This is a genomic window from Neobacillus niacini NBRC 15566, from assembly GCF_001591505.1.
Taxonomy (GTDB): domain Bacteria; phylum Bacillota; class Bacilli; order Bacillales; family Cytobacillaceae; genus Neobacillus; species Neobacillus niacini.
The window spans coordinates 119,507-133,930 of sequence record NZ_BCVA01000011.1; the positions used below are offsets into that span (position 1 = coordinate 119,507).

Sequence of the window (14,424 nt, forward strand, 5' to 3'; positions counted from 1 at the left end):
ATAACTTAATTATAGGAAATGATAAACGTAATTATTTTCGGAATTATTACTCTTTTTTTAACTTTTTCTACTTCTTGCCTGCATTATATTTACTTCAAATTTCCTTTTGTTTAAATTAAATAAAAGAACAAAGTGGGAATCTTTACAGAGGGGCTGCATGAAAATGAATGTCTTATTACTTGATGATGAACCATTAGAGATAGAACAACTAGAATACTTGTTACAATGTGAATTTCCGTCATGGAATTTGTTTAAGGCTTCCGATGCGAGTCAAGCTCATTTCATTCATATCAATAATGAAATCGATTTAGCGTTTTTAGATATTAATCTTCCAGGGAAATCTGGCCTTGAATTTGGGGAGGAACTGCGACAGAGCAATAAAGATATAGAAATAATCATGGTAACTGCCTGTCAGGATTTCAGCTATGCTCAGCAATCCATTAGAATTGGGGTTGTTGACTATTTAACGAAGCCGGTTATCGAGAGTGAATTGCTAAAGATTCTTTCAAAGTATAAAGAGCATCAATATTCTCAAAATTATTCCACCTTAATTCAATGCTCTCTCAAGGCCATTCACGAAAAGTATGCTGAAAAGATTTCACTTTCAGATATCGCAAATAAGGTTCATGCTAACCCTACCTACTTAAGCCGGAAATTTCACGAAGAAGTAGGTCTATCTTTTTCGGAGTATTTAATTCAGTATCGTATCCATATGGCGAAACGGTTTTTAATAACGACTCCAAAATGGACTATAGCGGATGTTGCAGAAAACTCAGGTTTTAGTAGTCAAAACTATTTTAGTACATTATTTCGGAAAATAGAGGGAGTTTCCCTAACCGAATTTCGGGAGAAGGAAAGAAGTAAATAACAATTTTTCAAAACAAAGTCCGGCACTTTTATAAATAGTGCCGGACTTCTGTTATCACCTACTATTGCATGCAATGAGATGTACTTAAACATTTGACAATGTGAGTACCTTGTTTTTCATTAATCGCTTCTTGCAAACTTTCTGGATTTGTAATAACGACTTTCTTTCCGCCATTTTCCAAAAAGCTTAGGCTAGCCTCAATTTTTGGCAGCATACTGCCTGGTGCAAAGTGGTTTTCAAGAACATATTGTTTTGTCTCTTCAACAGTAATTTTTTCTAGGGCCAACTGATTTGGTTTTCCAAAATTAATACATACTCTTGGAACACCAGTTGTAATAATTAATGTCTCAGCATTGACTTGTCCAGCTAAAAGGCTGGTAGCAAAATCTTTATCTATTACCGCGTCAACACCCATGTACTCATTCTCTCTTGTTTTTATAACAGGAATACCGCCGCCGCCAGCTGCAATCACAACGTACCCAGCATCTATCAATGATTTGATGGCTTCTTTTTCAACAATATCAATTGGTTTTGGTGATGGAACCACTCTACGATAACCACGTCCGGAATCTTCCATAAAAGTCCACTCAGGATGTTCCATTTTCATTTGTTCTGCTTGTTCTAAAGTGAAGAACGAACCAACCGGTTTTGTTGGGTTTTCGAAATTCGGATCATTAATATCAACTTCAACTTGTGTTATGATCGTAGCAACTTTTTTACTTATACCTCTTTTAGTAAATTCGTTTGTTAAGGCTTGTTGAATTTGATATCCAATACCGCCTTGTGTATCTGCCACACAATTGACAAGTGGCACATCCGTCATACCTGCAATTTCACTTGCAATTTCAGATCTTCTAAGTCCAAAACCAACCTGTGGACCATTTCCATGTGTCACTACTACATTGTATCCTTCTTGAACCATATCTGCGATATTAACTGCGGTTTCCTGAACTGCTTCATATTGATCTTGAACAGAGTCGCGTCCATTGTCCCGAACTAGAGAGTTCCCGCCAATTGCAACTATAACTAAATTACTCATTCACACTTTCCTCCTGTACATCTAATTGTTGTTTTAATAATTCAAGTGATTGGTTCTTATGCAATTGGTATAAAGGATTGGCTGGGTCGTTTGTAATTGCATTTTCAATTGCCTCAATCGCTGCTTCATGCCTTCCGAGGGACCTCAAACTGTTTGCTTTATGGAAAGAAAAGTCATATCTATTTGGCTGAAGTGCTAAAAGCTTATCCATTTCGGTTACAGCTTCCTCATGTCTGCCTAGTTCTCTAAGGTAATTTGATTTATGGTAACGGTAAAATGTTTCAGTAGGTTCTAATTCACATGCTTTGTCATATTCAGCTAGTGCTTCATCTGGTTTCTTCATTAGCCTTAAGCAATTAGCAGTATAAAAATAATAATCAAGTTCATTCGGGTTTAGGATTAACGCCTTTTGATATTCTTTGAGGGCTTCATCATAACGCTTTAGTTCTTGCAAAGAATAGCCTTTGTAAAAATAATAATCTACATTATTTGAATCTATCTCAATAGCGTGATTCATTTCTGAAATTGCTTCTTCATACTTATCATCTAGATAGAAAGCTTTTGCACGGTTTATATATTCATTTTGTTCAACATACTCATTCGTAAGAATCCTTACTACTTTTTCCTGCTTTAATTCTTTGGCATGCTGAAGTGACGACTTCCCATCCCTGTCTGGTAAATTTACATCCGCACCTGCTTTTACAAGTAATTCAATGATCAAGGAGTAAAGTCGTCCTCCATTACCCAAAATGACTGACTCTAATAGAGCAGACCAGCCTAAATTGTTAGCGTGATTGACTGGAATACCAGCTTCCAAACATCTTTGTACCGTTTTAAGATAGCCTTTTTCACTAGAAGGTAATAATGCAGTGCCTCCAAATCGATTTACACTTTTTAAATCTGCTCCGTAATGGAGCATGGTACTTAAAATTTCATGAAATCCATTTGCACCAGAACAAATAAATGGTGTTAATTGTGTAATATCTCTTGTATTTACATCACTGCCAGCTTCTAATAGCAGGTTCACGATTGAGAGTTGATTTTTTTGAGTAGCAGCCATTAATGCTGTTCGACCTTCAGCATCTTTAAAAGTGACGTCAACCCCGTTATCTAATAATTGTTTTACAGATTCTATATCTCCACGTTCACTTGATTGGATTAGCTCCATGTTTTGATTCATTTAAACATTCTCCCCCTTTATCCATTCTTTGGTGATAAATAAATCTCACCTTCGAGAGCCTGAAGGGCTTAACTATCGAAGGTGAATTCCGAAAAATTTAATTAAGCTGCATTTTTTCCTGTTTGAGGTTTTGGCTGCGATTTACTACGATCCATCACATATTTGATGACAAATATACCTGCAATCATTAGGTAGCCAAAGAAAAATTCTACAGAAGCACCCTTAGCAAATGCGACTGTTGGAGAGTGGATAAATCCTACGATAGACAATGCGGCTGCTACTGCTGCTGCGGCAGCACCACGTAACGGTTTATCATTAATAGCAAATATGGCTATACAACCCCATAATAGACTGGCAATCGGTGCACCATTTCCTAAATGGGATAATCCTTCGTAATAAACCCCTTTACTAGCAAGTTTATCAATCCCTACAGTGCCCGCGGCCGTTCCTGCAGCACCAAGTACATTATTAGCAAGAGTTAGAGCCCAGTTAGCGATCCATGGGAATAATGCAATAAAGATAACTGGCACTTCAAGTTTCGGAGTTTCACGAACCACTTGATTTGCTGTTACAACTCCGATATAAACAAGGATAGGAGCGATGGCATAGACCGGAATGACCGCTAATAAAAATGCACCTATACCAAAAAGTGAAAGAATTAACATCGATATACCCGTTGCAACTGTATAGCCAATACCAGCGCCCATTGATTTCCAGCCTGGGTGTCCAACATAAACTGTTACTGGATATGGATTTCCAAATGCTGCACCAATACAAGAAGCAATTCCATTTGTTAACATAACTTGTCTTGTTTGATATTCATCCCCTGCAGTATGGGCACTTTCAATATTTTCTAAGTCAAACACATAGTTTGAAAGACCAAGTGGTATAGCGGAAGCCAAATACGGTAAAGCGTGTGGCAACCCTTGCATAAAACCATCAATATTCAAAGATGGAGGATTGAATCCAAAAGATGATAATGATTGTGAAATTGCACCTGGCTCCATTACACCTAAAGCCCAGGCAATCCCAGTACCTACAGCAAGCAATAAAAACCCTGTTGGAATTTTTGCAAATACCGGTGATTTACCAAACCAATTTATAAAAATGATGATTAACACTGCAAAAGCGATCATCGGTGCTTCAAACGCTTGTAACATCGGATTCATGGCTAATAACAATAGTCCAAGACCAGATAAACATGATAATAATACTGTCCTAGGAATGACTCTTCTTATCGTATCTCCTAATAGTGACCCCACAACTAGAATCATAGCTTCTACGAAACACCATACTAGTGCAATGCCAATCGCAAATTCATAATCTTTTGTTTGAGTATAAACTGGCAATATTACTAAAAAAGTTACCGTGAATATCGACGGTGCACTTGGTCCCGAAGGCAATGCTGTTACATCTGTCCTTCCTGTCTTTTTAGCTAGTCGATAAGCAAAAAAGCCATACGCACAACTTGCGATAAATATCCCCATTCCAAAAGCTGGAGCAATTTTCCCGTAAACGACTGCTGATGGAATACCCACGACAAAAATTAATAACGACATCATGGTTAGGAGATTGGTTAAGTTATTAGCAAGTAAGCCGAAATAAGCTGCTAAATCCCCTTTTTTCCAAAATTTAATTGTTTGATCCATTACCTTTCACCTCTAATATGAATTAGTTTGTTGGATGTAAAAAATTTGCTCACATTATTGCATACTCTTTTATTTCATTTGCCTCCTTTGTAGCAGAGAATTATTTTTCTCTGGAGATTTTATAAATCTAAAAGAGAAATAATAGCATTTCGTAACCCCTTACATCTTTCATTTTAGTAGGTAAAGCTTTCTAGGTCATTGGCTACCAAAACCAAAAAGAAAGCTGTTCATTTAGGCAAGTTATACAATAATGTATGTACAAAATATGTCCTAAATTTTAGAATAGAAAAACTTAAAAACAACGCAATTATTTGTTATATTGCACAATCTTTTAATTGCATTATATGACTATTTTTTTTAGTATTAATTGAAACAATCATAAGACAGGACGTGTAAATAAAAGTGAAGAAAACTGTAATTTATAAAGAAGATGTAAATTTCTCAATAAAGGCAGATTTTTATGGGACTAATCGAGAAAATGCACCTGTCATCGTATATATCCATGGTGGCGGGTTAATTTGGGGAACAAGAGAAGAAATAAGTGAAGAAATGGTACAACTTTATACCAACAATGGTTTCTCACTTTTTTCAATAGACTACAGGCTGGCTCCTGCCACAAAGCTGCCGGAAATAATAAAAGATATTGAAGATGCTCTCCTTTGGATTCAAAGAGAAGGACCAAAACAATTTTCTATAGATCCGAAAAAAATTGCAATTGTTGGTAGTTCTGCTGGTGGCTTTTTAGCACTTACTACTGGAACTTTCACTCATAAGCCCTCTGCAATTGTTTCCTTTTACGGATACGGGGATCTTGTTGGGAGCTGGGCAACAAGTCCAAGTAAATATTATCGTCAAAAGGATATTGTTTCTAAAGAACTTGCTTACCAACTTATAACCGATAAAGTAGTAACTGAGGCCTCTGTAGAAGAACGGTTTCTATTTTACGTTTACGCCAGACAGAATGGGGTTTGGATCGAAGAAATTACAGGTGTAAATCTTGTAAATAATAAAGAAGCAATCTATCATTTTTGCCCGAATCGTAATGTTACAAATGAATTCCCCCCAACTTTATTATTACATGGAACGAAAGATACGGACGTTCCATACGAGCAGTCCGTATTTATGAGAGGTGCGCTTATAAAACAATCGGTTGAAGCAAAACTTATTACGATTCCAAATGGTGAGCATGTATTTGACAAAAACTTCCACGACCCGATTGTTCAACATGCACTTAAACAAGTCATTGATTTCTTAAAAAACCACCTGAAGTAAAAAAAATGCCCAGCAGATTAAAAATCTTAGCTGGGCATTTTAATTTAAGTTTGTATATATTGAATGGGTGATATATGTTATTTATTAGATTTATGAAAAAACTCAAACAAATGATCACAATCTTCTCTTTGCTCTACTTTAACCATTTTGAGAACACTCTTATCTTCCCCTGTTAAATACTTACGTAAATGCATGTCAGAGAAGCCATGTTTATCAGCGTCTTCACTCGTATTACAGTAATATACCTCTTTAATCCCTGTCCAAATAATGGCAGATACACACATTGGACACGGCTCACAAGTTGCATAGATCACACAATCTGATAAATCCATTGTTCCTAACTTTTTACAAGCTTCACGAATAGCAACCATTTCAGCATGAGCAGATGGGTCAGTATCTCTCATCATGGTGTTGCTTACTACAGCGATAATTTCATCACCGCGCACGATTGTAGCACCGAATGGTCCACCAACTTTGTTTGCCATACCAACAAGTGTTGCATCTGCAGCTAATTTCATATAATCCATATCAAAATTCCTCCTATTTTTACTCAGTAACAGGACCAATATTATCCTTCTTATTTACATAGAGTTTATACGCTAAGAATGCAGCAATTAGTAAATATCCCCAAACGAAAGGCATTGCAGTTGCTTGTGCAAATCCGATTGTGGTTGTATGAATGGCACCAACGAAAGTTAAAACGGCTCCAAGCACTGCAGCAATAATGCCTCCAATTGGCGTGTTACGGATGGTAAATACAGCTATACAACCCCAAAGAACACTTGAAATAGGAGCACCATTACCTAGAGCAACCAAGCCATCGTAGAAAAGTCCAGCATTGTGCAGAGCTAGTGAAGATACTTGATTGGCAGCCTCGCCCACAGACACACCAGCAGCTGAAAGTGCATTATTAACCGCAACAAGTGCCCAGTTAGCAACCCATGGGAAGAAGCATACAAAGATTGCCGGAGCTTCAAATTTTGGACTTTCTTTGACAACCTGATGCCCTGTTACAATCGCAATAAATACGAGCATCGGAACAATAGCAGCAATTGGGACTACAGCAAGCAACAGACCCATAAGACTGAAAATTGATATTAAGAAAATGGCTGCAGAGCTAGCAATAGAATAACCTAAACCTGCACCAACTTCTTTCCAGCCAGCATGACCCACATATACAGTTACTGGGAATGGGTTACCACAAAGGTTGCCTATTAAAGTACAAAAACCGTTTGTAAGCATAACATCTCGAGTTTTGTATTCATCTCCACTAACAGCAGCAGCTTCTACGTTTTCCAAGTTAAAAATGTAGTTTGCTAACCCTAAAGGTACAGCCGTTAATAAATATGGTAAAGCAGCGTTAAAACTGTCGGCAAACCCAGTTAAATGCAACATTGGGGGATTAAAGCCGAATGATTTTAGAGCTTCCGTAACATCAGCAGGGTTTTGATACCCAGCTATCCAAGCAATGGCAGTTCCAACTACGATCAATAATAAGCCAGTAGGTATTTTCTTTAATATTGGATGTTTACTTAACCAGTTCATGAAAATGATTATTAATGCAACAAATGCTACTACAGGCATTTCAAAGGATTGCAGCATTGGGTTCATGCCCAAGAATACAAATGCCAAACCTGCCAAAGCTGCCAGCAAGACAGTTCTTGGTACAATCTTTCGAATTGTTTCACCAAGGAATGCTCCTAGGAACAAAATTCCAGACTCAACAAAACCCCAAAGGATAGCAACTGTTGTTGTGAAAGCAGCATCCTGTGTTTGATGATACAGTGGAAGCATAATCACAAATACGATAAGAAATATACCAGGCGAACTAGAGCCTGATGGCAGTGCAGTAACATCGGTTCTGCCTGTTTTCTGAGCTAATTTATAAGCAAAATAAGCAAATACAATTCCAGATAGCAATACAGCAAGTCCAAAGCCAGGGACAATTTGTTTAAAAACAAACTCTTTTGGCATACCCACTACACCAATTAATAATGAGATCATTACCAAAAAGTCTGTCAAAACATTAACGAACAAACCGAAGGAAGCAGCAAAGTCCCCTTTTTTCCAAAATTTAACTGTCTGAGCCATTACATTTCACCTCTAATATGAATTAGTTTGTTGGATAAAAAAATTATTGCAAGTTACATTCTTAACTATTCGTCTGCTATTGCCTCCCTTTAAAAGAAACTTCATCCTGTCTTAGGTAAATTTTTATAAAGCAGAATCGTAATACTCATAATGGTTAACCGGTTACATCTAGAATTTTATATGGAAACCCTTTCTCGGTCATTGGCTACCTAAACCAAAATAGTAGGTAATCATTTAGGCACGTTATACAATAAACTTTGTACAAAATATGTCATATAAATATGAATTGAATAACATGAAGACGGTGAAATTATTGTTTAAAAAAAGCCCAGCAGATTAAATCTAGCTGGGCTTTTTTTATTGAATTTGAATATTATTGAATATTTTCACTTAAAGCTAACATTGCTTTTTCAAAGGCTTCAACTGGAGGATAGGTAATTCCTGCACCGATCATTCCGATTCCAGCGTCTTTATGAGCAATTGCTGTATTAATAACTGGCATAATACCTGTTTGGATAACCTTGCGAACGTCAATACCAGTCGGTAGTCCCGCGAAATCAAGTACTGGAATTGTCACGTTAGGATTCTCTGTTGTCGTAATTTCCTTCATTTTTGTTGTATAGCCAATAGCATCGTCTGGTGTTCCGCCAACTAATGCAACGATTGCCGGAGCGGTTGCCATTGCAAATCCACCGAAACCATAAGTTTCAGTAATCGCGCTGTCTCCGATATCAAGTCCAGAATCCTCTGGCTTATACCCTGCAAACATTGGACCGATAACTTTTTGTGCAGGACCTGTAAACCAAGTGTTTCCAGGCATTCCGCTGACACGGATACCGAATTCAACACCATTTCGTGCCATAGTTGTAACGACTGTACTATTTTCAATGCCGTGAGCAGCATCAAGCGCACATTTCGCCATTGCCATCCAAGTAGGACCAGAGAAGTAATCACTGCTCGCAACGAATTCAAATACTTCCTTCTTCTGTTGGATTGTATAATCAGTTTCTAAAATATACGGAGTTAAAGCTTGAATTAATAATGTTGTACCCGCAACATTTCGGTTATGACACTCATCACCCATATGAAGTGCTTGTGCAAGCATTAAACGTAAGTCAATTCCATTAGGGTTTAATCTCATAGCATCACGTAAAATAGGACCAAAAACATCACGCATCCATATTAATCGATCAATAACACTTTGGTCATTCGCTCCCATGCGAAGGATTTTAGCTAATTGTTCACTTAAGTTTGTATAAGCAATATTGCCATATGTTTTGTTTTCAACAATATGCATAAACATGGAGGCAGATGTAACACCTGCCATGGATCCTACACAATTGTGTTCGTGACATGGTGAAAAAGTGATTTCGCCAGATGCCGCTAGTTTAGCCGCCTCTTCAACATCCTTCGCTAACCCTTCAAATACGATTGCCCCAGTAACGGCACCTTTCATAGGACCATTCATTTTATCCCAAGTAATAGGAGGACCTGCATGAAGAATGGTCGTTTTTGTCATACCTGGTACGCAATTAATAGCTTGATCATATCCAATTAACACTGGTTGAGAATTAATAATTCTTTCCACTGCTAATTTGTTTGCTTCTTCAATTTTCTCCAAGATTGCAGGATTTTCAAACTTATCAAGTGCAGCAATTAATGCTGGGTTTCCTCTGCCTGGCGGTGTCCATTCTAAATGAATAACTTCAGAGCCTTGTTGTAATAAATCATCTTTAAAGGACTCAATTCCTACGTTAATAACATGTGGTCTACTTTTAAATAAATCGCTAATTCTACTCATGCCTATTCTCCCTTCACAACGAATTCTCTCGCCAATAATCCTGCATTTTGCATACTGCTTGCATGTGTTACTTCAGCAGCTAATAATTTATTAATCTGTTCTTCATAATCTTGTGGATCTAATTCTGTCCCAAGTACATATCCGATTATCTCCAAATGTCTTCCTTCTTGCTCAGCCTGTTGTTTCGCTTCTATGATCGCAGGAAGGAAAGCACCAACTGGATCTTCATGTGCTCCATAACCTATCACAAAGTCCATCACGATAACACCGACCGATGGATCTTTTGCCTCTTGAATAAATCTTTCAAGACGTGTGGATGGATCAATCATGGGGTGCGGTTTTCCTTGTGTATATTCATCATCACCAAAGTCGATGAATGTATGGTCTTGGCTTGTGTAACGGTCTTTTAAACGATACTCTGGATTTCTTTGAATATTGCTGTAGACATTATCAAATTTCTCCATTGCTGCATGCATCGCTTCATCCGCCAGTGTACCACCGCTGAAAAGTCCACGAATATATTTCTGTTCAGGAGTTAACTTTGTCCGAACCTCTTCTATAAGCGGAATGTTTAATGCACGTTTATTTAACTTGCTTTCGTCTGCCCCAGCTAATAACACTGCTTTCAGTGCTGCCTCTTTAGACATTTTGGCAAAATGTGCACCAGCTTCAGTAATTTTTTCTTCGTTTCCGCCAATAAACCAAACGACAACTGGTTTTTTACATGTTTTAATTTTCGCTAATACTTTTTCTTCCACACTTGGTGCAGGTGGTTTGGAAACAACGACAATGACTTTTGTCTCTTCATCGTCTTCAAGAGCCTGAATACCATCAAGCATCATAATCCCGCCAACTTCTTCTTTTAAATCTCTGCCGCCTGTTCCAATCAATTGAGAAATCCCATAGCCAAATTCGTGAATGCGCACGCTTACCTCTTGGCTGCCAGTTCCTGATGCCCCAACAATCCCAATATTACCTTTTCTTACTGCGTTGGCGAAGCAAAGGGCTGTGTTGCCGATAATCGCTGTTCCACAGTCAGGCCCCATCATCAATAATCCTTTTTCATGAGCTAATTTTTTTAATTCAATTTCATCTTCAACGCTTACATTGTCACTAAACATCATGACATGTAAATCATTTTCGAGTGCCTTTTTTGCTTCTCTAGCCGCATAAGCACCATTAACTGCAATAATGGCTAAATTTGCTTCCGGGTTACTTCCTGCTGCAGAAGAAATAGTAGAATACTTAATATCATTTTTTCCTTTTTTACCCGAATTCTTTTTTGTAAATAACTCATTTATTCTTTCGAAAGCGGTTTCGCACAATTCGTCAGTTGTTGCTTTTACAACAATAATTAAATCACTTGCACCCGCTGTCTCTACTTCAGGTGTCATTAACCCGACATTCTTCATTACCTCTTTATTCATTTCAGTACCCATTGCTATAATGGCCTGTTCTACTTCTTCAATTTGATTCGCTTTAGTGGATAGCGACATTAAAGATACTGAATCGAAATATGTGTTTGGCTTAATCAAAGCTTGTACTAACATACTTTACCTCCTGCTCTAATAGTGGCCTCCATTCCAAAAACAATGCCATACGCTATATCTGTTCCGGATGAAGAACCTATGTTTAATAATTTATTTAAAGAGAGAATTAAGTCTTCATCATCCTCAATTAATAACGAATTAAGTAATGTAATTAAAGACTCTCTCACTTTACCAATGGCTGCTTTTTTCAAAGTCATGTAACTAATGTCATTCGTCAAAGTTTTTGCTTTCCTTAAAACCTCTTCGCAAATTAATTTTTTGTTAGGATATAAAGGACTGTTTTTCATATTAAGAATAGTAAATAAGCCAGTTAAAAAATCATCCCCTGAAGGCGTTAACCCTGGCCCAAGACCTACAAGAGAAACTGCATGTGGCAGGGCAGAAGAAATTCGATTCGCTACTAATTCATTCATAAGGAAATAAGTTCGTTTCTCGAGCATATTTGAGACTTCTGCTTCAAAAGGATTTTCGGTTATTATTTTTTTTTTCATTCCTCCGCCTACACCGTGAAGGTTAATATAATCCTTCATTTTCTTTACATTTCGTTTCAGGATTTCTTCATTAGATGGATAGGATGGTAACACACCTTCCCATTCATTGATTTGATCCATTGAAATAGTTAGCTTATCGCCTATAAACAAGAGGTTTTTTACAACACGAACCCGATCATTAACTTCAATTTTTCCGGACTTCATATTATCAACATTAACGATTAAAGTATTGGGACCGTTATCAAGTTTTCTGCATGCAATGGTAAATAAATCTCCACTTTCAAAGCATTTAATATTTAATGTCCGATTGAATGTACTATGCACAAAACCAGTGAATAATGAGTTATTCATTTCCTTTATAAAATCTGAATCACCAGAAATTGCATTAATCATGAGTAACACCCCAAAAAATCAAGAATCAATCCTATAAAATTTTTAAGCAGATCGAACCTCCTTTTAAAGAGATATAAGCTATCTGGCTTACATGCTTATTTTAGACAATATGCATAATACCGTCATCGTTTAAAAAATCCAAAAAGCTATGCTTTCAATTGTGCAAATCGTACAATGGATTGTGTTTAAATTATGTCTAAGGGCTGGCTCCAAGTAAGCCAAGTTTTAATTCCAAATAATTACACCCATAAAAAGAAGATGTAAGAGTCCCTCCTACATCTTTACTCCTGTTATTTAGTGAATTTTCCTATGTTTAAATAATTTCGCGACGATATCCATTAATTTTGATTTAATGTACAGCTTCAAGAGAGCCTGATGCGAGAACGCCTTTATGCAGGACGGCAGCACGCTTAGGCAGACGGGCAACTGTTTCTGCAGAACAGCTTGCAGGAACTAGAACAGCATTTGCTACGTCTCCAACCTTTGGCCATATTTGCTTACCGGACTCATCTAAAGGTGTAATGCCTCCAGTAGCCAGGGAAAGGGCACGGGATAGGGTGTATTCGTGTTTCCATCCGTAAAGCTGTGCAGCAAGATGAGCTTTCTGCAAGGTATCTCCAATTCCGAATGGATCCCATTGATCGGTAATACTATCATTACCCAGAAGTACTTTAACCCCTTTCTGCTGGAGCAGCGGAATTGGCATAACCCCCTTTCCGATTGGGACGGATGACGCGATGGATATTCCCTGAGAGGCTAGGAGGCTTGCCATCTCCTCATCCTCTCCAGCTGGTAACGACGCTAATGAGAATGCATGGCTCACCGTCACTTTGCCTTGTAGTCCAGCTTGTTCTGTTAGATCAGCCAATAGCCTAATCGCTTTTATTCCAGTTTCTCCACCTTCATGGAGGTGGATATCAATTCCTGCTTTATAGTCGGCAGCAATTTGGACCATCGTATTCAATGATTTTTCCATGTTCCCATCAACCAGGGTTGGATCTAGCCCGCCAACATGGGTAACTCCAAGCTGCATTGCGTCACGGATCAAACCTTCTACATTTGAACGAAGTAAACCATGCTGAGGGAAGGCAACGATTTCATGTGATATTTTATCGGAGTAGTTCACTAATGCTTTTTTTAGATTCTCGAGATTCTTTAACCCCACGACCTGATCAATATTGCAGTGGCTTCTAACGTATGTTGAACCATAACTGAGGATTAGCTCAATTAATTTCTCTGCACGCTCCTGAGCAGTTGGCAGAAGCTCCAATAACAGTGTCTGTTCTAATTCAATCATATCAAAAATACCGTTTTTTCTTAGATGGGCTGCTCTCCAAGGACCGCCATAATAGGTCTTATCTAAATGAATATGCATATCTCTAAAAGAAGGGAGTAATAGCATGCCTTTGGCATCATAACAATCTAAATTTTTATTATATGTAGCTGTAGTATCTAGTATCTTGTTAATCTTTCCATTGGTAATTTGGAGGTTACGTAATACAGTTTCCGTCGCAACAACCAGACCATTTTCATATTTATAACCATTTTCTAAACGGACATTCAATAGCATATATTGGCTATTTTTCCCTGGCTTTTTGTTATTCACGCTGACCTCCGCTGCATTCGCTGTGTTCTCTTCTGGTAAAAATAAATCCATCGTGCCTGTAACGCCAAGAACAGCAGAGGCTCCGCCAATTTTTCCTGCATTACTAAGAAACTTTCTGCGAGAAAATCCATCATTTACCTTAACCATCTAAACTCCTCCTAACTAGTGTTGAGATATCAAAAGGCCTATAATTACAAGTGTATTTTAGGCGCTTTCAATCATTATTCTAGGTAGGAAAATAATTGAAGTCATTGGATAGAGCAACTGAAAATTCCCAAAATATTTAGTTATTTCATACAAATTTTTGTGAATAAATTTTGAAATAATCTCTTTTTAGATATTAAATCAGCTATTCCTTAGTTTTTTTAAAAAAGTATGATAGTAAAATAAGAGGAAAACAATAGCATATCAGGCTTGGGTCACTCCAGTACATCTGCATTGACCCAAACTTCTTTAATTGCCAGGCTTCGGTCACTGCAGCACC

Annotated in this window: 11 protein-coding genes; 2 read left to right on the forward strand and 9 right to left on the reverse strand. The window is 37.6% G+C overall.

Going from position 1 to position 14,424, the window contains the following annotated elements:
- Nucleotides 1-163 precede the first annotated feature (163 nt).
- Nucleotides 164-868 (forward strand): response regulator transcription factor, encoded by a 705-nt coding sequence (locus BANA01_RS11750; RefSeq protein ID WP_063253268.1) that lies wholly within the window; start codon nucleotides 164-166, stop codon nucleotides 866-868.
- A gap of 61 nt (nucleotides 869-929) precedes the next feature.
- On the opposite strand, the gene arcC is transcribed toward BANA01_RS11750, so the two are convergent.
- The 3 genes from arcC to BANA01_RS30340 form a co-directional block, all read right to left on the reverse strand.
- Nucleotides 930-1,907 (reverse strand): carbamate kinase, encoded by a 978-nt coding sequence (gene arcC, locus BANA01_RS11755; RefSeq protein WP_063253269.1) that lies wholly within the window; start codon nucleotides 1,905-1,907, stop codon nucleotides 930-932.
- Nucleotides 1,900-3,087 carry a tetratricopeptide repeat protein gene (locus tag BANA01_RS11760; RefSeq protein WP_063253270.1) on the reverse strand — a complete coding sequence of 396 codons (1,188 nt, stop codon included), beginning with the start codon at nucleotides 3,085-3,087 and terminating at the stop codon, nucleotides 1,900-1,902. Before BANA01_RS11760 ends, arcC begins: the two co-directional genes overlap by 8 nt.
- Nucleotides 3,088-3,188: 101 nt before the next feature.
- Nucleotides 3,189-4,736, reverse strand: coding sequence for a hypothetical protein (locus BANA01_RS30340; protein WP_063253271.1), 1,548 nt, complete (start codon nucleotides 4,734-4,736; stop codon nucleotides 3,189-3,191).
- Between the two features lie 402 nt (nucleotides 4,737-5,138).
- On the opposite strand from BANA01_RS30340, the gene BANA01_RS11770 reads away from it, so the two are divergent.
- Nucleotides 5,139-6,008, forward strand: a complete 870-nt coding sequence (locus BANA01_RS11770; RefSeq protein ID WP_034673623.1) for an alpha/beta hydrolase — start codon at nucleotides 5,139-5,141, stop codon at nucleotides 6,006-6,008.
- 77 nt (nucleotides 6,009-6,085) lie between these two features.
- Here the strand turns inward: BANA01_RS11770 and BANA01_RS11775 are convergent, their stop codons facing one another.
- The 6 genes from BANA01_RS11775 to BANA01_RS11800 form a co-directional block, all read right to left on the reverse strand.
- Nucleotides 6,086-6,535, reverse strand: coding sequence for a nucleoside deaminase (locus BANA01_RS11775; protein WP_034673621.1), 450 nt, complete (start codon nucleotides 6,533-6,535; stop codon nucleotides 6,086-6,088).
- 19 nt (nucleotides 6,536-6,554) lie between these two features.
- Nucleotides 6,555-8,099 (reverse strand): hypothetical protein, encoded by a 1,545-nt coding sequence (locus BANA01_RS11780; RefSeq protein WP_034673619.1) that lies wholly within the window; start codon nucleotides 8,097-8,099, stop codon nucleotides 6,555-6,557.
- Between the two features lie 373 nt (nucleotides 8,100-8,472).
- Entirely contained in the window at nucleotides 8,473-9,900 is a 1,428-nt protein-coding gene (locus BANA01_RS11785) for a YlbE family protein (protein WP_034673637.1), read from the reverse strand.
- A gap of 2 nt (nucleotides 9,901-9,902) precedes the next feature.
- The gene (gene fdrA / locus BANA01_RS11790) at nucleotides 9,903-11,450 is read right to left on the reverse strand and encodes an acyl-CoA synthetase FdrA (RefSeq protein WP_034673635.1); all 1,548 of its coding nucleotides are present in this window, start codon (nucleotides 11,448-11,450) and stop codon (nucleotides 9,903-9,905) included.
- The gene (locus BANA01_RS11795) at nucleotides 11,444-12,334 is read right to left on the reverse strand and encodes an oxamate carbamoyltransferase subunit AllH family protein (RefSeq protein ID WP_034673633.1); all 891 of its coding nucleotides are present in this window, start codon (nucleotides 12,332-12,334) and stop codon (nucleotides 11,444-11,446) included. Before BANA01_RS11795 ends, fdrA begins: the two co-directional genes overlap by 7 nt.
- 349 nt (nucleotides 12,335-12,683) lie before the next feature.
- Nucleotides 12,684-14,087 carry an amidohydrolase gene (locus BANA01_RS11800; RefSeq protein WP_034673631.1) on the reverse strand — a complete coding sequence of 468 codons (1,404 nt, stop codon included), beginning with the start codon at nucleotides 14,085-14,087 and terminating at the stop codon, nucleotides 12,684-12,686.
- Between the last annotated feature and the right edge of the window lie 337 nt (nucleotides 14,088-14,424).

What these genes read in the sequence shown, in the direction of transcription:
- BANA01_RS11785 (WP_034673637.1), bottom strand. Translation starts at nt 9,900, where the DNA reads ATGAGTAGAATTAGCGATTTATTTAAAAGTAGACCACATGTTATTAAC.
- arcC (WP_063253269.1), bottom strand. Translation starts at nt 1,907, where the DNA reads ATGAGTAATTTAGTTATAGTTGCAATTGGCGGGAACTCTCTAGTTCGG.
- BANA01_RS30340 (WP_063253271.1), bottom strand. Translation starts at nt 4,736, where the DNA reads ATGGATCAAACAATTAAATTTTGGAAAAAAGGGGATTTAGCAGCTTAT.
- BANA01_RS11795 (WP_034673633.1), bottom strand. Translation starts at nt 12,334, where the DNA reads ATGATTAATGCAATTTCTGGTGATTCAGATTTTATAAAGGAAATGAAT.
- BANA01_RS11780 (WP_034673619.1), bottom strand. Translation starts at nt 8,099, where the DNA reads ATGGCTCAGACAGTTAAATTTTGGAAAAAAGGGGACTTTGCTGCTTCC.
- BANA01_RS11760 (WP_063253270.1), bottom strand. Translation starts at nt 3,087, where the DNA reads ATGAATCAAAACATGGAGCTAATCCAATCAAGTGAACGTGGAGATATA.
- BANA01_RS11800 (WP_034673631.1), bottom strand. Translation starts at nt 14,087, where the DNA reads ATGGTTAAGGTAAATGATGGATTTTCTCGCAGAAAGTTTCTTAGTAAT.
- fdrA (WP_034673635.1), bottom strand. Translation starts at nt 11,450, where the DNA reads ATGTTAGTACAAGCTTTGATTAAGCCAAACACATATTTCGATTCAGTA.
- BANA01_RS11750 (WP_063253268.1), top strand. Translation starts at nt 164, where the DNA reads ATGAATGTCTTATTACTTGATGATGAACCATTAGAGATAGAACAACTA.
- BANA01_RS11775 (WP_034673621.1), bottom strand. Translation starts at nt 6,535, where the DNA reads ATGGATTATATGAAATTAGCTGCAGATGCAACACTTGTTGGTATGGCA.